Origin of the sequence: Pseudomonas sp. YQ_6, from assembly GCF_043103245.1 — a bacterium.
GTDB classification, from domain to species: Bacteria; Pseudomonadota; Gammaproteobacteria; order Pseudomonadales; family Pseudomonadaceae; genus Aquipseudomonas; species Aquipseudomonas alloputida.
In genome coordinates, this window is record NZ_JBICJR010000005.1 from 140654 (window position 1) to 160576 (window position 19923).

Here is a 19923-nt window from a genome sequence, read left to right on the forward strand (position 1 = left end):
CCGGAGCGTCAAGGCGACCGGTTGCCCCAGCGGCAGTTTGTCACGTCAAAAACAAAAAACCCCCGGCCATGTGCATGACCGGGGGCCTTGGATCACGCCGCAAGCGTCGCGATCAGGGTACCGCCAAGATTACTGCTGCTGAGGCAGTTTATCGATCGGGCCGCAGCCACCGATGATCTTGGAGATGGAAACCGAAGGGTGGAACAGGTAGTCGTAGGTGCAGTTTTTCGGTTGGTTGTAAACCTGGCCAGTGCAACCCGACAGCAGGGCAACACCCGAAACGACGGCAACGGCAACGGTGGCCTTGAACAGCTTTTTCATTACTCAGTCCTTTAAATGAATCATCTTCGACCATCGTCTGATGGCCGCGGAATCATACAGACTCCAGGCATTGGATCCAAGCCGCACTTGGCACAGGTTCTTTGCAACTGTGCAACAACAGGTTGAAAAGCGCGCCTTTGGCGACGATAGTTCAGCGCACTGCCTTCGCAATGCCCAACAGGAACTCACCATGCTTGGCGTCACCGACTACGGCGCATTCGTCATCGCCTTCCTTATTCTTCTAGCCATCCCCGGCCCGGGCAATTTCGCCCTGATCACCGCCACCGGCAAGGGCGGTATCAAGGCAGGCCTGGCCGCGACCTGTGGCGTGATCGTGGGTGACCAGGTGCTGCTGTGGCTGGCGGTAGCCGGTGTCGCCACCCTGCTGGCCACCTACCCTGCCGCCTTTCATGTGGTGCAGTGGGCGGGGGCTGCATACCTGGCCTATTTGGGCCTGCGCATGCTGCTGAGCAAACCCGGTGGTGCAGCACACACCTGCCGCATGGACAACGGCCAGTACCTGCGCCAGACCATGATGATCACCCTGCTCAACCCCAAGGCGATCATGTTCTACATGGCGTTTTTCCCGCTGTTCGTCGACCCGGTGAAGCACCAAGGGCTGGTGACGTTCGGTTTCATGGCGGCGACAGTGGCGGTGGTGACCTTCCTGTATGGGCTGATTGCCGTGGTGCTGACCCATCAACTGGCCGAGCGCATGCGCGCCAGCCCGCGGATTGCCAATATGTTCGAGCGGCTGGCGGGGGCTTGCCTGGTGGGATTCGGCATCAAACTGGCGGCGATGCGCTGATCCCACGCCCGACAGGGTCCGGGTACGCCTGACAGCAACCCTAAAAAAGCCCCGGCAACTCCTGGTTCCCGAGGGCTTGTTCACTCAGCCATTACCCAGTCAATTGGTTTCCAGCTGATACGCCTTGCTCACGAACAACGCCGCAAACAGGCTCTTGCCTTCCTTGAAGGTGTACTGCTCTTCGAACATGCCGTCTTCGACCAGCTTCTGCCCGATGGCGCATTCCGAGTCGCTGTGGTTCTTGGCCTTGGCGCCAAAGTCACTGCTCCACGACGACAGCCCAACCTCCTGGCAGAAGGCTGCGAACTTTGCCTTGGGGACTTGCTGCTGGTATTCGCTGAAAGCCTCTTTCAGCGATTTGAAGCCGCTGTAGCTCACCGAGTAGTTCTCGACCTTGGCCTTGCGGGCAAAGCCGCTCACCGCTTCAGCCAACACTGCCTGGCCGGAGTACGGGCTGTATGCCCCGATCAGCATCGCGCTCAGGGCACTTTTGAGCTGGGTTTCGACATCGTCCAGCTCCGGCAGCGTCTGGAAGTCGGCCTTGCGCACGATCTCTCCCACCTTGGAGCCGTCGTTGCGGTGGGTGACCACGAACGTCATCGAGCCTTCGCCATCGCTGGAGCGCTTGATGGTGAAGTCCAGGTCGACCGTGGTACCAAAGTCACCGGTGCTGCTGACCAGAAACGCGCCAGTCACTGGCTGGCGCACCGCCATGTTGGCGCCCCAGGTGAAGTTCGACGGGGCGGCCCGACCATTGGCGGCCAGCTCGGCACGTGGCTGGACCTCGTCGCTGACATCAGCCACCAGCACGACTTCGGCACCCTTGCTGGCAACGTAAGGGTTGCCCATCTGCATGCCCAGCAACTGGATATGAATGCTGCCATCCTTGCTGTCTCCGTCATGGGCCAGCTTCAGCGCATCAGCCTTCAGGTACACCCCGGCCACATTGCGGCTGACATTGAGCTGGTACTTGGCCCAGCCCGCCAGGCCTTCCTCAGCCGAACCACCCTGTACGGACTCCATCAAGCCCGACAGGCCGCGCATGAACTGCTGGGCGCCATTGGTCTGCGCCGCCGCCACGCGGATCTCCGGGTCGGCTACCGTCAGGTTGCCGGAAAACGCCGAGTAGGAAATGTCCCCCTCAGACAGCACATCCTCAAGGAAATAGCGCTCCTTGAAGTCGTCGTAGTAGGCCAGCGCAGCCTTCTTGCCCGAGCTGGAGACCATCGCATAGCCACCACCGAGCACCAGCACCGCTGTGGCCACACCGCCAATCAGCAGCTGCTTCTTGTTCATCTGTTTGATCATGGTGTTTGCCTCACTGGACCATGGCGGAAGCGTTGTTCCAGTCGTTCACGTACTGTTGGGAGACCTCGGGGGTCCAGCTGAAATCGATACCGGCGTTGGGGAATTCCTTGGCCAGCACGGCGCCGAACGACACGCGGTCGGCACAGTGGTCCTGCTTGCAGGCCTCGGGTTCACCGGCGCTGTAGGCACGGTAGGTAGGCACGGCGCGGCCGTCGTCCAGCGGGTAGTACGGCGTGGCGTTGGCCACCTGGGTCACGTACCAGCCTTCGCTGTATTCCTCGTCCGCAACCAGGCGGCCGTTGCTCGGGAAGTCGATGCTGTAGAAGTCACCTTTCTTGCCGGTGACGTGCACCATCATTGGCACCACGCTGGCCGAGGTCGCAGGGTTTTGCTGCTCCAGTGGCGAAGCGAAGCGCACCTTGATACCCGCCATCTGCGCCAACGCCTCGGTTTCACGCCCCTTGAAGTCGCTCATGCCGTCCTGCAACTGCTGGTAACGCTCCAGCACACGGGTGTGCACGCGGGCCAGTTCCTGTTGGCGCTGACGCTGCTCACGCACACGCTGCTGCTCACGCTGTACCGCCCAGTTGGCTCCGTCGCGCACATCGAAAAACAGGCCTTGGCGGTTGATGCCGATGCGGTTGCGGGTAATCTTCTGCGCGTCGTTGCCCCAGATGTTGTTCGAGATCGCCGACAGGTCTTTGACGATGAACAGGTTGGCCACATCGGTGGTGGTCGGCGAGGTGGTCTTGATCAGGTCGAAGATTTCCAGCGCAGCTTCCTTGTACTTGACCGCGTCCAGGGCAAACGACTCGTCCGGGGTGACCGCGACGTAGTAAGGGTCGCTGCCGAACGGGCGGAGCACGCCGTAGCTGGAGCGGGTGAACGTCAGGTACACCTTCATCTGCCGGCCTGGGATCTCACCGACCAGGAACGCGGCCTGGTCAGCTTGCGGCGTGAGATAAGAAACGGCCTTGTCCTTTACCGCAGGCTCAAGGTGCTTGTTGAAGATCAAACCACTCGGGTGAGCATAAACGCGGGTCCAGTTATCACCCCGGTAGGTACCCACAGCCTTCCAGCTGATTTTGTCGAAGCTGCCTTCACCAAAGCCGGACGCCGGGCACGGCATGGCCGGGGTGGTGCCGAACGACAGGGTGTCGCCATCGCCGATGATCGAGGTACTGAGCACCCATTTGCAGCCGGTGCCGTCCGTTACCTGCATCAGGTTGCGGTTTTCCAGGACCACCGAGCGACCAAAGTCCGAAGTGGGGGCTGCGGCGACTGCTGTGGCAGGTGCCGGAGCGGGCGGCACAACAGGGGCTGCTGCCGGGGCTTCGGGGGTTGGGGCTGGCTCTGCAGCTACGGCTGGCGCGGGCGCGGGGGCCGGAGCGGGTTTTGCCTGCGCAGGTGCGGCTTCGACTACTGCCGGGGCCGCTGCAGCAGCAGGAGCTGGGGCTGGGGCCGGAGCAGGTGCCGGTGTCGGTGCAGCAGCAGCCGGTGCTTCTGGCTGCGCAGGTGCCGGAGCAGGTGCAGCTGCTGCTGCCGCCGGCGCCGGGGCGGCAGTGGCGGGCGCAGCAGCCAGGGTCACCAGCCCCAGGTTGCTGGCATTGCCCGAGCCGCTGGCGTACAGGTTGCCCTTGGCATCGACCGCCTTCCAGCTCACCTTGGCGGTCGAGCAGTCCTTGGCGAACACGAACGGCAGCTTGGTCAGCAGGCCTGACAGCAGTTCCTGGTTATCCCAGGCCGGGCGGGTAATGGTCAGGTCGACCTGGGGTTTGCACCAGGTGGAGGCATCCCCGGGCACTTCAACCTTGATGTTGTCTTTCTTGGAAAAGGCCAGCTCGTGAGCGAACGCCTGCGGTACCAGACCACAAGCGCCGATCACAGCCAGCGCGAGCGCGTGCTTTTTCATGGAGTTCCTCAGATCAGTTCCCAGGTGCCGTTGGCTTGTTTGCAGAAGGTGTTCTGCTCTTGTTCGGTCTGGCCGCTTTGCGATTTCAGGCTGACGGTGACCGGGCGGCAGGCCGCTTCGGCGGCAACTGTCTGGGTCGGCAGCGACTGCACCGAGTCCAGGTCGAAGCCTTGGGTTTCCTTGCTGGCGGCAACGTCCAGCTCGTCCAGGTTGACGGCTGGCGTTACACGCTTGGCGACCGCTTGTGCCTTGGGCTCTACGTAGTTCTTGTGCACATAGCCCACGGTCACACCCTTGCGGCCGACCAGAATCCAGTCACCGGTGGAGCCCACGGCGGTGAATTCGGTGTGGTTCTTCAGGCTGCCGACCTTCTCGCCAGCCTGGTTAGGCGCGGCGCGCACGTTGAGGTTGTCGCTGATGGTCACATACGGCTCGTTGATCAGCTTCATCGACGGCACCGCCTGGATCTTCGGCGCGCGCTTGACCTCGACCTGCTTGGTCTTGGTGTATTCCTTGCCCGGCACGATCTGCGCGGTGGCGCCGGAGTGGTCGGACTTCCAGGTCACTGGCTGGGCACTGGCAGTGGTTTGCTGCTGGCTCAGCACTTCCTGCGTACGCAGCGCCAGGGCTTGCTGGTCCTTTTCATCGAGCATGTGGCCGATGCGGTTGCCCACGTAGGCGCCAATGCCACCTGCGATCAGCGCGGCGGCGATCTTGCCGTTGCCACTGCCCATGGTCGAGCCGATGGCCACACCGGCCAGGCCACCGATCACGGTGCCCGCTTGCTCTTTGCTGATCCCGAGCTGTGCACAGGCCGTGGTAGAGGCGATGGCGACCGCCAGAAGGGACGCGACGAATTTCTTACGCAAGTGGAGCACTCCATTTTCGGTGGGGCGCACAGCCGCGTACCGCAGCCAATGGTTGGCGGCAGCATTCAAAGTTGTGCGGGGTTTTCAGAAAGTGTGCAGCACTGGCCGCAGACGACAATTCAGCCGTCCAGCGAGGGGCGCAGGGGGAGACCAGTACGGCGCAAAGCATCCAACGAATCCATGTCAGGAAGAGTTCATCGCCCAGCGCGCGTAATCATTACGGCGTGTGGCCTGGGCGTGAGTGGCGTATCAGAGCGCCGCATTGTAGCCCAAGGTGCCATTGTCAGTTCAAGACAAAATGTTGCAGGAAGCCTGTCTGATTGATTAGTAGAAATCCGTCCTACAACTTCCACTCAGAATTATCCCCTTCCTTGTAGGGCGTTTCCCAAACATACTGCCAACCCGCTCAAACGGTTGCGACGGATTCGGTCGCGCTCTAGTCTCGGCTCGTCGTTGTGAAATCAGCGACCGGCTTTGACAGGCCGACTACTCAAGTTTCCGTTGCAGCGCTTAATGGCAGCTGTGCATGGGGCACATTCGTGTGCGCCGGGTCCTTGGGTATACCGGTCTGTCAACCCATGTATAGCTGCCTCCATTCGTTTGACAGCGTTGCCAGGCGGCTCCACCACCCAAGGAGCTTACATGCGCAAGACAGTCCCCGATCCACCCTACTCCCCCCATTCCACCCAGATCCTGCAAGACACCCTGGTCCAGTCCTCAGAGTACGTACTCTGCGCCCTGTCCGTGGCCCGCCAATCCGTGCAACTCAAACCTACCGCCCACAGCTCGATCGTGATGCAGGCCGTAATCCATGAAATGGAAGCGGTACAGGGGCTGGTCGAGTCGGCGTTGATGCAGTTGCAGATGCGGCCGCATTTACCCACAGAGCCTCACACCTTGCATTAGCAGGTCAGGCCTCTTCGCGGGCACGCCCGCTCCCACAGGGTCACCACAGCCGTCACGCACTGCACAGCACCTGTGGGAGCGGGCATGCCCGCGAAGAGGCCAGCCCAGGCAACCCAGAATCCAGGGAAACAAAACAATGCCCACCGACAACACAAAAGAACCCACCACAGTCGGCAAGACCTGCTTCTACCAAGGCGAAAACAACACCCACCCGCTGTTCCGCATCGAACCCGGCATCCCCTGCCAGGACGCCCGCGAACAGGCCTCCGAACTGATGGGTTACGTGCGCGACCTGATCATCACCGGCCTGATGGACGGCGACCAGAAACTGATCTGGGCCTCGCATTACCTGAGCGCGATGGCCAAGGCGCTGCTGGATGATGCTGAGTTGGGGATGATGAAAAATTAAGGTCAACCCAATAGCCCGTTTGTTGCGCCGAATATCGGAAATACTTCGTACGAACGGGCTTGACTGGCTACCTGATGCTCAACCGTAGCGATAAATCGGATCGAATCGGAGCCCCTAACCGACCCAAGGAAATTCTTGATGCGTTACGAGGCAAACAACTAAGAGCGACACATGCACCCCCGAGGATATGCCCATCCTTGAACTGGACTTGAGCAATACCAAGCGCTTCGAGGCTTGCCGCTTTCTCGACAGCTCCGAGGCCATCGGGGCTATTCTGGCAGATACAACGAAGGCTAATGACGCTCAAACCTTAGTGTTTGCTTTGGGTGAAGAGGCGAAAGCCAAGGCATGAATATCTTGCGCAAGGTGCAGCCGTCAATTGGGAATGGATAAAACAGGCGGCTCCACGATGCAGCAGTTGATGCTGGCCTTGGGGGGCATAGCGGCCCCACCCCGAAGCAGCTAAACCCTGGTATTTCTGCCAGTTCAGCAAGTCACTAGAGATAACACATAATAGCCTCAGCAACCATCAGTGAGAAAATCGAAAGGGGCCATCCGTTATGAGCAACACTCGAAGCAGCACGGAAGCGTCGTTTTTACTGCATCGTACCTACAGCCCCTACGGATACCACACACTGGTGCCTGGAATTTCAACGCAGCTTGCATTTAATAGCGAACATATACTGACAAGGATCAATTGTTATCTACTCGGCAATGGCAAGCGAGCCTACAGCCCCGTCCTGATGCGCTTTCTAAATCCAGACCCGCTCAGCCCATTTCATCGTGGCGGCTTAAATGCATACGCCTATTGCGCTTGTGACCCGGTGAACAGAACTGACCCTAGCGGCTATAGCTGGGGCAGCCCCAAAAAACCTCGTCCACTGACAGATGTTAAACAAGGAAAACTCAGCAGTGAGGTCGAGCTAATGAAAGGCTATATGGACGATAACAAGGCACAGATTAATATGCCTACGCATGTGAATTTTTTCAAAAATGACATCCGCCCGGAGCAGAAGCATAAATGGGTAATGACGAAGGATAATAAATTCATTATCGGCAGCTACGATGATGCCTCAGGTACTGACCCGTCGCACTCAAGCATAGTGGCCATTGCTGCAAAATCTAAAATTTCGCATCCCACAACGATTTCTGCTGGCATGCTTACAATAAAGGACGGGGTTATTCAGCTAAATAACGAAAGCGGTCATTATCTAACGCCTTTTGACACCTTGGCCTACGTCAAAAGCCACCTGAAAAAACTCGAGGGGTGGAAGGCGTCCGGACTTAAAATCCGACGTGTACGATTTGAGCACGACTGAGTGCCACTTGAAGACTCAGGTTTGGTTCCAGCTCTACCAGCTCTCTGAACCGAAGGTTTGAATGTAAAGAAAGATCGCAAATCTGCCCTAACTTAAACCCCTGAAACGACGAAGCCCCCGAAAACATCAACGTTTCCGGGGGCTTCGACTACTTCGCGTATGGCGGAGAGATAGGGACCCTCAACCAATCCATACCCAACCCAGTAAACCCCATAAAACCTGGACAAACAGCTGAAAAGTAGTACAAATGAGTAGTACAGTTCAGGTTTTGATCTTGGCGGCACTATGGCGGATTTCATCTTCAGAAAGCGGGACGAATCGACTTGGTATGTACGCCTAGCTGTACCTGTTGATGTTCAAAAGGCTATTGGAAAAAAGGTCTTCGTTCAGTCTCTGAAGACTGCGTCACGTACTGAGGCTGTGCATGCCAGTCATGCGCATCTGGCCCTTTGGCGAAACCAAATCCAACATGCGCGCAAGGCGAAGGAAGCCCCTGAAGGGTGGCAGGAAGCTATCGTTGCTGCGACGAACGAAATCGAGGCGCTAACCCAAAGGCAGAAACGTGCAGCCATTGGCGAGGCTCTGCCCCCTATTGCAGTCACCGATGCAGATGTCCAATTATTCAAACAAGCCAATCCTGGCCTTGTCGCTCGGCTTGAAGGATTGGAGGATATGCAGGCGGACAACGACATTGTGGGCGATTTGAGCCTACAAGATGCATTGCGCGCAGGATTTAAAGTCATGCTTGAGCGTGCATTCAGTACAAAGCACAGCCTGACCTTGGATCAACAGCAGGAACTGATATCTCTGATCGAATCACCAGCCAGTCATCGAAAAAATCTCCGCTGACAAAAGCTAGGCTGATTTCATTCCGGGCGTACAGGCTCGGCCAAAACATCGCTCAGAAAACGATTGATCAGCAAGAATCGAAGCTGCAAAAGCTGTCAGATTACCTGACAAGCAATCAAGCCCCCCTGGACACCGATACAGTAGCGTCTTGGTTGAGTTCTATGGAATTGGCAAGCAAAACACTGACCCAATATCTATTGGCGGGAAGCGTGTTTTGGAAATGGGCGAATCGTTACGACGAACGCTGGCGGGCTGATTACAAAGATCGGGTGAACCCATTCGAAAACCATGATTTGCCCAAGGTGCGGGGCAAGGCCAAGGCCGATGGTAAACGGAAAGATTTCAGCCTTGAAAACCTGGCAATGTTGCACGACGCTGCCACGAAAGGCGGGCAGCAAGTGTTAGCAGACCTGATCCTACTAGGGGTGTATACAGGTGCACGCATAGAAGAACTATGCAAATTGACCAAAGAAAATGTTATCAACATCGAAGACGTTCAATGCTTTGATATTGCTGACAGCAAAACGTTGGCAGGTATTCGTTTTGTCCCCATCCATCCTGCGCTCAAGACGGTCGTGAAACGGCTTCTGAAGGATTCGGTTGATGGCTTCTTGGTGCATTCTAAAAGTCGTAATAAGTATGGGAACAGGTCCGACCCGCTTTCAAAGGCATTCGGTCGTCTCAAGACCGCCCATGGATTTGGCAAACAGCACGTATTCCACAGCATCCGTGGGACCGTGGTCACACAACTGCTAAGGGCCAATGTACCTGGCACATTGATCGCAGAAATTGTTGGACACGAAACAGGCACCGTAACGTTTGACGTGTACAGCCAAGGGGCAAGCCCACTGCAAAAGCTCAAAGCAATTTCCAAATTGCCACGACTGAAAGCACCAGCCAACACCAGCACTACGAACTCACTAGCTTGATCAGCCAAGCGGTTGCTACACGCTCCCCCAACAAGGGAACCGGGTACATGTACCCACTAGCCGCTACCAGTGATATATGGAACCAACTGAATTCCCCGTCCCCCCGGCCCTAGGGGGGGTTAGGCTTCACGCTTGATGCGGTAGACCGTTGCAACACCTACCTCAGCGAGTTTGGCAATGTCTTCCGCAGGCATTGTTGGGTGCCTAGCCATCAGCATCTGTACTTTCGTCCACTTTTCGACATTTTTGCCCTTTCCCTTTGGCGTCCAGCTTGGGTCAGCAAGGCGTTTGTTCTCCAAGCCTTGCTTAATGCGCTCAACACGTTTTTCTTGGTCGAGACGAGCCATCGTCGCCATGAGGTCCAACAGCATGCTGTTGATTACTTCCATTATCTGACCAGTCATCCCCTTGTCTTCGATCAACATGTGGCTTGTAGGTAAATCAGCAATCACCAATCGCAGACCCTTTGCTTTGATCTTGGCTTTCAGCGTTTCCCAATCCGACTGGGACAAACGGCTTAGGCGGTCAACGCTTTCACATACAATGCATTCACCGGGCTGAGCCTCATTCAACAACCGCATCAGCTCAGGGCGATCTAACCTTGTCCCACTAACGTTTTCTGAATAAACGCCAGCAACAACAAGACCCTTCTCGATAACGAATGCATCCAGGCTAGCTTTTGCCCTCAATGCGTCTTGGTCTTTGGTACTGGCTCGGAGGTACAGATGTGTTTTCAATTTTATTATCCTTTGTAGTTAATTTTGATAGACCTATGATAATTCGATCACATAGCTATCCGCAATAGTCTTTTGATAGATCGAAACAAGATGGCGTCGGACTACTAAAGAACTAGACTTCTCTGATAGTTCTTAAATGGTGCTGGTTACGTATTTCTTACAACCGTAAAACAAAAGCCCCGCAATGCGGGGCTTTTTTACTTGACCAATTTGAGCCCTGAGCGAGGTGTCAAATTGGTAGGCTTCTGTATGTCCAAGCCAGTCGGTAGAACCTCTGCCAGAAACTCTGGTGTGATACCGAGTTGTTCCGCTAGGGCTTCATGTGTGATGCCGTGATGTTCGTATAACACCTTCAGAGCTGTTTTGATCATTTCAGGTTGTTCACGGACACAAAACGGGTCTTCCTTCTCAGTTATTCCTTCACCCTGATTCTTCAAATAAATCACGGCACCCCGGTACTGATAGTCATCTATGAGACCCAGCGCTTTTGCACGGTAAATTATCGCTGCCTTGCTTACCTGGAAGTCCATTTTCATTTTGCTAATACCAACCCAATCCAGTCTACTTCCTCGTCGAGGAAAAGCCTTCAAGAATGTTGATCTTGGTATCAGAAATGCTGATGCAAAACGGTTGGCTTCGGACTCTGTTTTGCGATCACCGGTGACTTGTCCTTCATGTAGTACTAAATGACCAAGTTCGTGAGCAATGTCGAATCGTAACCGAAACGGGCTCTGCTTTGCTTCATTCCTTACAATGACAGGTCTACGAGAGGTGATTGAAAGCGCATCAACCTCTGTTGAAGTGTCTTGAAAAAGCGTCACAACCGCACCGGCACGCTCTACAACTCTAACCATATGAGAGATTGGTCCAAAACCCAATCCCCAATATGAACGTAACCGCTCAGCCGCCTGTTCAATTTCTTCAGTCGTTTCAGCTCCTGATTCGTCTGGGAAGTCCACAGCTGGCAAACGTACCTTGGTATCGATGAACTCTACAAGCTGATCAAATACGGTACCTCGTGCTAAAACCTTCTGTTTCATGCTGGCCTTTGTTGTTGCCAGCTTACGGAAGTGAGCTTGTTCTTCAGATAGAGAAACCCCGACGGGCTTAAAGAAAAACGTCGGGGCTACATGGAGCGACCGCGCCAGGTCTCTGGTAGTTGGGTCGTCGAGCTTTAGCTTTCCTTTCCCATTCTCTAGCTGTGACACATATTGGCGCGTCGTACCTATATCTTCAGCGATGTCGTTTAGGGTTTTTCCCCAGTAATGGCGGGCCAGGCGTAGCTGACTACCCTTAAACACCCCGTCCATTTCTATCAACGGCTTCATCATCTTTACCTTCGGCCGTATCTTCGTCTATCGGAGATAGTTCAATTGGTTCAAGTTCCGCTGCGGCAGGAATTTCATCATCCACAGCCACGAGGGTCCTAACGCGTTCTGCGTTGTAACGCCATTCCGCCACTAAAGTGCCATCATATTCAGCATGAGCTTCATACCCGACGAAATAGATTTGATGATCATCTTCCTCCGTCAATGCCCGCTCGATGATAAACCGCCACAGGTATTCGGAATGGGCATCTTCTTCGAACAACTGCAATTGCCTTGCTTCGGAGTTCGTAGGATTCAGCACGCGCATTTTCTTGGGATTTTCGTGATCGTCAAGGAAAAAACGCACGGTTTCGCTGCCAATGCCCAGCAGCAGGTCATTTCCGGAATGCTTGATCGTCAACCATGGGTGCTCATTCGAGCGTGCAAGCTGGACTAGCGCGTTTTTAATTCTGGCCCAAGACAGCGTGCCACGGCTGTAGGAACAGTCGAGATCAGTGCTGGCGGTGCGAAGGGCATCATCTAGGACATCGAGTATTCGCTTGGCGATGATGCTAAGACGGCTAGAGGTCAAGCTCGAAGAGATTTCGGATGGTTTGTTCATGGATCCGCCTGACTGTTCCCTTCATGTGATTTGTAAACCATAATTGTGCCAAACCAAAAATTTGTCAAGCAAGCGCGCTCCTAGCCACGAGATTTCGCTATCCGTTCGAATTTGGCGCCATTTACGCCTAATCTTGGCGTTTTCACCATCGCATCCGATCAGAGCTTCTGGCTCGCGAACTCAATGTCGCGGATAAACCTCCACAGACAAGATCCCTTGGCCAGGCCCACTGCAAAGCGCATCAAGTTCCTCTATTGGATTTATCTCATCCACTTCAATCGACTTAATGAATTCGTCAAACTCTTGAGCTTCAGACTCCAGCCCACTGCAAAGCGCATCAAGTTCCTCTATTGGATTTGTCTCATCCATTTCAATCGACTTAATGAATTCGTCAAACTCTTGAGCTTCAGACCCCAGCCCACTGCAAAGCGCATCGAGTTCTTCTAACCCATCGACGCTATCTTTAATAATATCAAGCTCAACCCCAGCCGTCGCCAATGAACGATGATTAGCTTGAAAAAAGCAATCACGACACCGACTAGAATCACCACGCAAATTTCGACAACTACAACTTGCAACCATATCAGCTTTACGCTTTAGACGCGATGCTGTAAATCGCTTGTAAGACTCACCTGTACCGTAGTTTTTCGATTCGACCTTGGCAAGATAGGATAAATGCTTGAAGCATTCTCCCAGCTTATCAACATCAAACCAATCGAACCTATGGACTTTAGGGACGATGTGAGTCGTACCACCTGCCAATTTAATCCATGTTTGGTCAATGAACTGCCACAAGCCTGTATGGCCGGCACCGTTGATTTCACCGAGATCACGCTTTCTACTATTAAACCCAAAAAACACATGACAATGTGGCTTGCCTTTCTTAGGACCGATTTCCCTGGCTGCACCATGAATAACTTTCCCTACTCGACAAACACTCAACGATCCTAGTCTGATCTTGACAGCCTCAATATATGCACTTAATAGCTGACCTTCTTTTTTATGACCTAATCGAGGACCATCAGGAAACCGGAGATCTACACGAATCACAGTAATTCTAGAGTGGTGGGTCATCAGCGAAAACAGCTGATCATGGATTCTAGCAAGGATTTCAACGTAACTTTTCTTATTGCGCTTTACGGACGCACGGATCGGCAAGCCTCTAAACAAGCCAGCCGAGGTTATTGTCATTCTAATTTTTGTACCTATATAAAATTTCTGATTACTGGAAAGCCATCCCCCCAATCACAGCCAATACTGCACCATCAGAATTAGCACAACCTATTTTCTTTCAACAGCACCGGGGAAGCGTATCACTCACTGAGTATCAGGAAGACAACGACACAACTCCCAGACCAGCATTACGATGCCATAGACTGGATATTTGATATAACCATATAGCAAGGCACATACCTGTCACGAACCAACCAGGCATCGGGCTTTACTGAAAAAATTGATACGGAAAACGGTACGAGAGGAAGGGACTTGAACTTAAAGACTAGCAAAAAATCTGATGGGACTAAACATTCAATCATTTTTTTTGCACATCGGACCAAATCGTTACCCCTTAGGCATCGACCGCCGAACACAACCCAAAAGCCACCAAAGCCCGATTTAAGCGGCGTTCAGGCCAAGGGTATAGGGGTGCATAGGCCCATAGCAGATCGCTTCTCACAACGCAAATCAGGCACGCTGGCGCATCCTGTCAACGTCATCCCCAGACTTTCAAACGCGAGATCTGCGCGCAAGAGCGACGATCCTGAACCAAGGATAGGTCCATGGGCACGATACCAGAAACCATGCTCAGCTGATGGGTATAGACCAGACGATAAACCTAAGTGAATCACGTTACAACTCAGCTCATCACTGAACCAAAATATCCGATTCTATTTCCCATCATCCAACGAATTGAGATAGGCAGCGATAATATCACCATGACATGCTGCGGGCTTACAATGGCATGCCAACCGATGCCCCTTGATCGCCATGACATGTTTTTCAAAATCTGCAGAGACCTTTAAGAGTCCGTTATCAAAATCATACTTAAATTTTCGAATAACCTCATCCCTATCACCATCAGCGCCAATTTGGTACGGATTACCCCAAATTGTTCCTCTACCAATGTAGGTATCATACGCATCACCACGATCCCTATTGACCACTCTAGTCAACTCGAGTTCGATAGCCCGGTACGGAATACCCATATCCCAAATAGCTTGCTTAACAAGAAAGTAGTCATCCCTATCTTCAAACAGGACGGCATGAGTACAATCACGAATTGCCTCTTGCCAAGTTTCGAACCCCTGAAACTCGATAGACTTTTCTGTGCAAAATCTTTCAACGAACCCATTGGGATCTTCTGCACAATGAACCACAAATTTCTTAGACTGCAGGATTCGACCAAACTTTCTTTCAAATTTAACAAATGAAAGAAACTCAGCCGGATACATAACAAACACTTTATTAGTCATGTCAAATGCTGTACTTGAAGATCAATTTCTGGCCACTGATCTTTTAAGTATTCAATAACTAACCGTCGATGACAATGATGAGGAAGGTGCTCACTACATAGTAGGCAAGCCCCATCCAATGCAGATGGAGACAGTGCTTTTTCAATGCGTCGCTTTGACATAAGCTCCATAAACCTATCAGCATATTCATCCCAGCCAATCTCTTTCTGCTGATAGGGTTTTAGTATATTTTTGGTGGGAGCCAAGTCAGGCTCATAAACATACTCAATACCACAAAGCTCGTTTAGAAAGTACTTCAGATCATCTTTCTTCGCAAACCCTGACAACTGCGAGACGTTATTCAATCTAACATCTATCAGTTTTTTACTACCAGATAGTTTTAACAGCGAGAAAAAACGCTCAGCTTTCTTTTCTGTGAATCCAATTGTTAAAACCTTCATTGAACACTCCAGTCAGAAAACTGCCGCTATGAGTTTGTATGCATAACCATCAGTATGAAGCAGACCAAGGCTAATGGTTAGATATTTGACGGCATCCTTATACTCACCATCTTCAAAATTAGCATATTTCTTATGCCACTGCACATCCTTGATCCACAGACGATACGAAACGCCATTGTATACAAACTCACCACGAAATTTCTTCCTCCCAGAATCCGAGTCAGTCTCAACAGTCGTCGTGAGATTTTCGACACTGATCAGATAGAGGGATGGGGTCGGATGAATCAGTCGCCCCCCATGTACTCGATCATTAAGTCCATGCTTAGTAGGCTCACACCCTTTCAACCATAACCCATCGGGGGCGTCAACAATACGATCCAACACATCCGCAGCGTATTTCTTTTCGAGCCTCCACCGCGTGGCCCCAACAAAGTGGTTCTCTGCCTGGAAGCAAGAATTATCCTTTCCGTCAAACTCTATACGAATCAGGTCAAGCTTGACTGCATAGAAGCCGTCTGGATACTTGCGCTGCTCCAGGGTGATCGCCGATTTCGGCCCAGTGCTCACTGGCCGCACCCAAGATCCAACGCCTTGACCGGGAATGATTTCCTTACCCGCAACGCAAAAACCACCAGGCTTTTGCGAACACGCAAGACACAGCAACAATTTGGTATAGGGCATGAGTCCGTCCTTGGTGGTGGCTATTCAATCTCAGTCTACATGATCTTAGAATGCCATCACACTACCCAACCAAATCCCCGTGGTGCCCGCCGCCACGACGGAACACGTTGCGCCAAATATCAGCAATGGTGGGCCACCAAGAACACCTACCCAGCGTGGACCAAGTAGTACAACAGAGTAGTACAACGCAGAAACGAAAAAGCCCCGCAGACCTTAATCTGCGGGGCTTCTCGATGTATGGCGGAGAGATAGGGATTTGAACCCTAGGTACTGTTGCCAGTACAACGGATTTCGAATCCGTCCCGTTCGACCACTCCGGCATCTCTCCAATGCCGCGCATCATACCAGCGTTCTTTTAAAACGCAAACCTTTTTTAAAAAAAACCGCGTGGTATCAGGCGCTTGCGTGAACGTGCCGCTTACAGCGGCACGCCCAGGCGCTTGGCAACTTCTTCGTAGGCTTCGATCACGTCGCCCAGGCCCTGGCGGAAGCGGTCCTTGTCCATCTTCTTGCGGGTTTCCTTGTCCCACAGGCGGCAGCCGTCCGGGCTGAACTCGTCGCCCAGCACGATCTGGCCGTGGAATACGCCGAACTCCAGCTTGAAGTCGACCAGCAGCAGGCCGGCGTCATCGAACAGCTTGCTCAGCACTTCGTTGACCTTCAACGACAGCTTCTTCATTTCCACCAGTTGCTCGGCGGTGCCCCAGCCGAACGCAACAACGTGGGATTCGTTGATGAAGGGGTCGCCCTTCTCGTCGTTCTTCAGGAACAGCTCGAAGGTGGACGGCTCCAGCTTGATGCCCTCCTCCACGCCCAGGCGCTTGACCAGGCTGCCGGCAGCGTAGTTGCGCACCACGCACTCGACCGGGATCATGTCCAGCTTCTTCACCAGGCACTCGTTGTCGCCCAGCAGCTTGTCGAACTGGGTCGGCACGCCGGCTTCTTCCAGTTTCTGCATGATGAAGGCGTTGAACTTGTTGTTCACCATGCCTTTGCGGTCGAGTTGTTCGATACGCTTGCCGTCGAACGCCGAAGTGTCGTTACGGAACAGCAGGATCAAGCGGTCGGCGTCGTCGGTCTTGTAAACCGATTTGGCCTTGCCGCGGTAAAGTTCTTCGCGTTTTTCCATGATTGGGCTCCGCTTGCTTGAGGTGTTGGGCTAGGCGATTTCGCGCCAGTCGAGCCCGTGTTCCTGATTCGCCACCTGGAGCCAGTCCGGGTCGCACCCAAGGGTGTCGACAAAACACTGGCGGGCCAAGTGTGGCAGGTTGTTCTTGCTGCTGAGGTGGGCCAGCACCAGGTGTTGCAGGTTGCTCCAGCCCAACTCGTGCACCAGGCGCGCAGCCTGGTGATTGTTCAAATGCCCTTGCATGCCACCCACCCGCTGCTTCAAGAAGGCCGGATAGTGACCGCGTGCCAGCAGGTCGCGGCAGTGGTTGGCCTCGATCAGCAATGCATCCAGGCCTTGGTAACGCTCCAACAGCAGCGCGTCGTACGAGCCCAGGTCAGTGAGCATGCCAAAACGCCGCTGACCATCGCTGACCACGTACTGCAATGGCTCGTAAGCGTCGTGCTCGACCCGCGCCGCGGTCACTTCCAGGCTGCCGATGCGCAGGCTTTGGCCACACGCGAGAAAACCGGCCACCTCTACCGGCTTGCGCATGCCGCGCAAGGTCCCTTGGCTGAGGTAGACCGGTACATTGTAGCGCCGCGACAGCAAGCCGACCCCATGCACGTGGTCGGCATGTTCGTGGGTGACCAGCACTGCACTGAGCTGAGCTGCAGAAACCCCGAGCAACGCCAGGCGCCGCTCGGTTTCACGCAGGGAAAAACCGCAATCGACCAGGATGAACGTGTCACCACTGGCGATCAGCGTGCCGTTCCCTTGGCTGCCGCTTCCGAGTACCGCGAAGCGCACTTAGCCCAGGTGGTCCTGAATGGCGCTCAGCACGCGGCGGGCGACATCGGCCGGAGCCACGGTGTTGATGTTTTTCTCGACCGTGACCTGCACGCTCTCACCCACCTTGCTCAGGCGAACCTGGTAACGCTCGGCACGGGCTTCACGCTCTTCCTTGGTCGGCTCGCTGCCGAACAGGCGGCTGAAGAAGCCAGGCTGGTTCTGCTTGTCGTCAGGTTTTTCAGACAGGTTGATGTAGTACAGGCCCAGGCTGCGGTTGATGTCCTCAACACGCCATTCGCCACCCTGCTCCAGGGCACGGCCCACGCCAGACCAGGCGCGGTCCAGGTCGGAGCCCAGGTACAGCACCGGGTTGCCGCTGCCGTCTTCGCTCAGGCTGACGCGGCTTGGTGCGTCGAAATCGCGCGCGGCCAGCAGCGACACCGAACCGCCCTTCTCGGCACTGCGGTTCATGCTGGCAAGCATTTCGTCGACCAGCAGGGCATCGGTGCCGGTATTGCTGGAGGTGGACGGGAACGCAGGCTCGGCAGTGCTGCCCGCCGGGCGCTCGACGCTGACCACATACACTTCGGAGGTGTTGCGCTGCACGCCAGGCTCCATGCGCACACGTACACGCACTTCGCTGTCACCGCTGCTGGCAGTGCTGGCCAGACGCTGGCCAAGCGATGCCGACAGTTCATCGAAACGCTGCCAGGTGGTATTGAACTCACCAGTCTGCGGGCGCTCTTCAGCAATGCGGAAGCCGTTGTCCTCGAAGAATTGCCGGGCTACCGGCCACACCTCGGCTGGCGAATGCTGGGCCAGCACCCAACGGCTGCTGCCGCTGCGCTGCAGGCTGTAGTCGGTGACCTGGGCGGCACCGCCGGTCAGCGGTTGCGGGCGAGGCACTTCGAACTCACCCTTGACGGTATCGTCAGCGACGTTACGCGGAATCGGCAGCAGCGGGTCAAGGCGCTTGACGTTGCTGGCGTCCGGCGGCAGCTGCATCGGCGCGGTCGGGTGCGCCTGCAGGTAGTCACTGCCGCGGTCGCGGAAATAGCCATCCTCGCCCCACAGCCAGCCACACCCGCTGGTGCTGGAGATAATCAGGGCAAGGGCGGAAAGACCAGCCAGTCGCTTCATGCGGTGTACTTCCTCTTAAACCAGTACGCCGGACTGGCGCAAGGCAGTACGGACTTTTTCGTGGCAGCCTTCGCTCAGCCAGGTCAGGGGCAGGCGAATACCTTTTTGCATCAGGCCCATTTCGACGAGCGCCCATTTCACCGGGATCGGGTTGGACTCGCAGAACAGGTCTTTGTGCAGCGGCATGAGTTTTTCGTTGATTGCGCGGGCCTTCTCGGCATTGCCCTCAAGGGCGGCCTCGCACAGGTCCGCCATTTCGCGCGGAGCGACGTTGGCGGTGACGGAGATGTTGCCCTTGCCGCCCATCAGGATCAGCTCGACGGCAGTCGGGTCGTCGCCGGACATGACGATGAAGTCCTTGCTGACGCCATCGAGAATGGCCTTGGCGCGGGCCAGGTCGCCCGTGGCTTCCTTGATGCCGATGATGTTCGGCACGGTCGACAGTCGGATCACGGTCTCGGCCTGCATGTCGCAGGAGGTACGGCCGGGAACGTTGTACAGGATCTGCGGGATGTCGACGGCTTCGGCAATGTGCTTGAAGTGCTGGTACAGGCCTTCTTGCGTCGGCTTGTTGTAGTACGGCACAACCAGCAGGCAGGCGTCGGCGCCAGCATTCTTGGCGTTCTGGGTCAGGTGCACGGCTTCGGCGGTGGAGTTGGCACCGGTGCCGGCGATGACCGGAATCGGTTTGGCGCTGCGTTTGACGCGCTCGACCACGTGCTTGATGACCAGGATGTGTTCTTCGACATCCAGCGTGGCCGACTCACCGGTGGTGCCGACAGCGACGATCGCATGGGTGCCGTTTTCCAGGTGGAAGTCTACAAGTTTGTCGAGGCTGCCCCAGTCAACACGCCCTTGTGCATCCATGGGTGTGACCAATGCCACCATACTGCCCGCAATCATGTAACTGCTCCTGCCGGAAAAAGAGAGCGGTAATGGTACTGGGGGCATCGACCTTGCACAAGCGAAGCAGGCGGGTGGAGCATTCCCCTCGG

Annotated in this window: 21 protein-coding genes, 1 tRNA gene and 1 pseudogene; 7 read left to right on the plus strand and 16 right to left on the minus strand. The window is 54.9% G+C overall.

The window, feature by feature from the left end; all coding sequences use genetic code 11:
• Nucleotides 1–129: 129 nt before the first annotated feature.
• Nucleotides 130–321, minus strand: coding sequence for a YhfL family protein (locus ACF8FG_RS01390; RefSeq protein WP_003254720.1), 192 nt, complete (start codon nt 319–321; stop codon nt 130–132).
• A gap of 190 nt (nt 322–511) precedes the next feature.
• Between ACF8FG_RS01390 and ACF8FG_RS01395 the strand changes: the two genes are divergently transcribed.
• Nucleotides 512–1129 (plus strand): LysE family transporter, encoded by a 618-nt coding sequence (locus tag ACF8FG_RS01395; RefSeq protein WP_019438320.1) that lies wholly within the window; start codon nt 512–514, stop codon nt 1127–1129.
• Between the two features lie 99 nt (nt 1130–1228).
• Here ACF8FG_RS01395 and ACF8FG_RS01400 read toward each other — a convergent pair whose 3' ends face one another.
• Genes ACF8FG_RS01400 through ACF8FG_RS01410 form a run of 3 tightly spaced genes read right to left on the minus strand, consistent with a single transcriptional unit; the run spans nt 1229 to nt 5218 of the window.
• Nucleotides 1229–2437, minus strand: a complete 1209-nt coding sequence (locus tag ACF8FG_RS01400) for a hypothetical protein (protein WP_014590011.1) — start codon at nt 2435–2437, stop codon at nt 1229–1231.
• A 10-nt stretch (nt 2438–2447) separates the two neighbouring features.
• Nucleotides 2448–4349: a hypothetical protein gene (locus ACF8FG_RS01405; protein ID WP_014590010.1), complete on the minus strand. Its 1902-nt coding sequence runs from the start codon at nt 4347–4349 to the stop codon at nt 2448–2450.
• An 8-nt stretch (nt 4350–4357) separates the two neighbouring features.
• On the minus strand, nt 4358–5218 hold the full coding sequence (locus ACF8FG_RS01410; RefSeq protein ID WP_003254727.1) for an SH3 domain-containing protein: 861 nt from the start codon (nt 5216–5218) through the stop codon (nt 4358–4360).
• A 642-nt stretch (nt 5219–5860) separates the two neighbouring features.
• On the opposite strand from ACF8FG_RS01410, the gene ACF8FG_RS01415 reads away from it, so the two are divergent.
• From ACF8FG_RS01415 to ACF8FG_RS01440, 6 genes and pseudogenes are all read left to right on the plus strand, one after another.
• The gene (locus ACF8FG_RS01415) at nt 5861–6124 is read left to right on the plus strand and encodes a hypothetical protein (RefSeq protein ID WP_003254728.1); all 264 of its coding nucleotides are present in this window, start codon (nt 5861–5863) and stop codon (nt 6122–6124) included.
• A 136-nt stretch (nt 6125–6260) separates the two neighbouring features.
• The gene (locus ACF8FG_RS01420; protein ID WP_318082214.1) at nt 6261–6533 is read left to right on the plus strand and encodes a DUF3077 domain-containing protein; all 273 of its coding nucleotides are present in this window, start codon (nt 6261–6263) and stop codon (nt 6531–6533) included.
• A gap of 208 nt (nt 6534–6741) precedes the next feature.
• A complete protein-coding gene (locus ACF8FG_RS01425) occupies nt 6742–6885 on the plus strand; it encodes a hypothetical protein (RefSeq protein WP_392518590.1) in 144 nt (47 codons plus the stop codon).
• Between the two features lie 208 nt (nt 6886–7093).
• A pseudogene (locus tag ACF8FG_RS01430) lies at nt 7094–7384 on the plus strand (RHS repeat-associated core domain-containing protein); the annotation flags it as partial.
• 753 nt (nt 7385–8137) lie between these two features.
• Entirely contained in the window at nt 8138–8701 is a 564-nt protein-coding gene (locus ACF8FG_RS01435) for a DUF6538 domain-containing protein (RefSeq protein ID WP_392518591.1), read from the plus strand.
• A 161-nt stretch (nt 8702–8862) separates the two neighbouring features.
• Complete coding sequence (locus tag ACF8FG_RS01440; RefSeq protein ID WP_392518592.1) at nt 8863–9630, plus strand: tyrosine-type recombinase/integrase; 768 nt, start codon at nt 8863–8865, stop codon at nt 9628–9630.
• A gap of 119 nt (nt 9631–9749) precedes the next feature.
• Here the strand turns inward: ACF8FG_RS01440 and ACF8FG_RS01445 are convergent, their stop codons facing one another.
• From ACF8FG_RS01445 to dapA, 12 genes are all read right to left on the minus strand, one after another.
• Complete coding sequence (locus ACF8FG_RS01445) at nt 9750–10367, minus strand: recombinase family protein (RefSeq protein ID WP_392518593.1); 618 nt, start codon at nt 10365–10367, stop codon at nt 9750–9752.
• Between the two features lie 197 nt (nt 10368–10564).
• Nucleotides 10565–11695, minus strand: a complete 1131-nt coding sequence (locus ACF8FG_RS01450) for an XRE family transcriptional regulator (protein WP_219859658.1) — start codon at nt 11693–11695, stop codon at nt 10565–10567.
• Nucleotides 11661–12296 (minus strand): hypothetical protein, encoded by a 636-nt coding sequence (locus tag ACF8FG_RS01455; RefSeq protein WP_125922052.1) that lies wholly within the window; start codon nt 12294–12296, stop codon nt 11661–11663. The genes ACF8FG_RS01450 and ACF8FG_RS01455 overlap by 35 nt, the downstream gene beginning before the upstream one ends.
• A gap of 180 nt (nt 12297–12476) precedes the next feature.
• Nucleotides 12477–13487, minus strand: coding sequence for an inovirus-type Gp2 protein (locus tag ACF8FG_RS01460; protein ID WP_125922053.1), 1011 nt, complete (start codon nt 13485–13487; stop codon nt 12477–12479).
• 695 nt (nt 13488–14182) lie between these two features.
• A complete protein-coding gene (locus tag ACF8FG_RS01465) occupies nt 14183–14767 on the minus strand; it encodes a DUF4326 domain-containing protein (RefSeq protein WP_392518594.1) in 585 nt (194 codons plus the stop codon).
• Nucleotides 14764–15207: a DUF488 family protein gene (locus ACF8FG_RS01470; protein WP_125922055.1), complete on the minus strand. Its 444-nt coding sequence runs from the start codon at nt 15205–15207 to the stop codon at nt 14764–14766. Before ACF8FG_RS01470 ends, ACF8FG_RS01465 begins: the two co-directional genes overlap by 4 nt.
• Before the next feature lie 12 nt (nt 15208–15219).
• Entirely contained in the window at nt 15220–15888 is a 669-nt protein-coding gene (locus ACF8FG_RS01475) for a hypothetical protein (protein ID WP_125922056.1), read from the minus strand.
• A gap of 238 nt (nt 15889–16126) precedes the next feature.
• Nucleotides 16127–16216 (minus strand) — tRNA-Ser (locus ACF8FG_RS01480).
• 90 nt (nt 16217–16306) lie between these two features.
• Nucleotides 16307–17017 carry a phosphoribosylaminoimidazolesuccinocarboxamide synthase gene (gene purC / locus ACF8FG_RS01485; RefSeq protein ID WP_003254733.1) on the minus strand — a complete coding sequence of 237 codons (711 nt, stop codon included), beginning with the start codon at nt 17015–17017 and terminating at the stop codon, nt 16307–16309.
• 30 nt (nt 17018–17047) lie between these two features.
• Nucleotides 17048–17806 carry an MBL fold metallo-hydrolase gene (locus ACF8FG_RS01490; protein WP_015271459.1) on the minus strand — a complete coding sequence of 253 codons (759 nt, stop codon included), beginning with the start codon at nt 17804–17806 and terminating at the stop codon, nt 17048–17050.
• The gene (gene bamC / locus ACF8FG_RS01495; protein WP_076402664.1) at nt 17807–18928 is read right to left on the minus strand and encodes an outer membrane protein assembly factor BamC; all 1122 of its coding nucleotides are present in this window, start codon (nt 18926–18928) and stop codon (nt 17807–17809) included.
• A 15-nt stretch (nt 18929–18943) separates the two neighbouring features.
• Entirely contained in the window at nt 18944–19831 is an 888-nt protein-coding gene (gene dapA, locus ACF8FG_RS01500) for a 4-hydroxy-tetrahydrodipicolinate synthase (protein WP_003254739.1), read from the minus strand.
• Nucleotides 19832–19923: the final 92 nt, after the last annotated feature.

Bases quoted from the DNA above. Each gene is read 5' to 3' on its own strand.
- bamC (WP_076402664.1), bottom strand. From the start codon at position 18,928: ATGAAGCGACTGGCTGGTCTTTCCGCCCTTGCCCTGATTATCTCCAGC.
- ACF8FG_RS01455 (WP_125922052.1), bottom strand. From the start codon at position 12,296: ATGAACAAACCATCCGAAATCTCTTCGAGCTTGACCTCTAGCCGTCTT.
- ACF8FG_RS01400 (WP_014590011.1), bottom strand. From the start codon at position 2,437: ATGATCAAACAGATGAACAAGAAGCAGCTGCTGATTGGCGGTGTGGCC.
- ACF8FG_RS01390 (WP_003254720.1), bottom strand. From the start codon at position 321: ATGAAAAAGCTGTTCAAGGCCACCGTTGCCGTTGCCGTCGTTTCGGGT.
- ACF8FG_RS01435 (WP_392518591.1), top strand. From the start codon at position 8,138: ATGGCGGATTTCATCTTCAGAAAGCGGGACGAATCGACTTGGTATGTA.
- ACF8FG_RS01395 (WP_019438320.1), top strand. From the start codon at position 512: ATGCTTGGCGTCACCGACTACGGCGCATTCGTCATCGCCTTCCTTATT.
- dapA (WP_003254739.1), bottom strand. From the start codon at position 19,831: ATGATTGCGGGCAGTATGGTGGCATTGGTCACACCCATGGATGCACAA.
- ACF8FG_RS01405 (WP_014590010.1), bottom strand. From the start codon at position 4,349: ATGAAAAAGCACGCGCTCGCGCTGGCTGTGATCGGCGCTTGTGGTCTG.
- ACF8FG_RS01420 (WP_318082214.1), top strand. From the start codon at position 6,261: ATGCCCACCGACAACACAAAAGAACCCACCACAGTCGGCAAGACCTGC.
- purC (WP_003254733.1), bottom strand. From the start codon at position 17,017: ATGGAAAAACGCGAAGAACTTTACCGCGGCAAGGCCAAATCGGTTTAC.
- ACF8FG_RS01460 (WP_125922053.1), bottom strand. From the start codon at position 13,487: ATGACAATAACCTCGGCTGGCTTGTTTAGAGGCTTGCCGATCCGTGCG.
- ACF8FG_RS01470 (WP_125922055.1), bottom strand. From the start codon at position 15,207: ATGAAGGTTTTAACAATTGGATTCACAGAAAAGAAAGCTGAGCGTTTT.
- ACF8FG_RS01415 (WP_003254728.1), top strand. From the start codon at position 5,861: ATGCGCAAGACAGTCCCCGATCCACCCTACTCCCCCCATTCCACCCAG.
- ACF8FG_RS01465 (WP_392518594.1), bottom strand. From the start codon at position 14,767: ATGACTAATAAAGTGTTTGTTATGTATCCGGCTGAGTTTCTTTCATTT.
- ACF8FG_RS01450 (WP_219859658.1), bottom strand. From the start codon at position 11,695: ATGAAGCCGTTGATAGAAATGGACGGGGTGTTTAAGGGTAGTCAGCTA.
- ACF8FG_RS01440 (WP_392518592.1), top strand. From the start codon at position 8,863: ATGGAATTGGCAAGCAAAACACTGACCCAATATCTATTGGCGGGAAGC.
- ACF8FG_RS01475 (WP_125922056.1), bottom strand. From the start codon at position 15,888: ATGCCCTATACCAAATTGTTGCTGTGTCTTGCGTGTTCGCAAAAGCCT.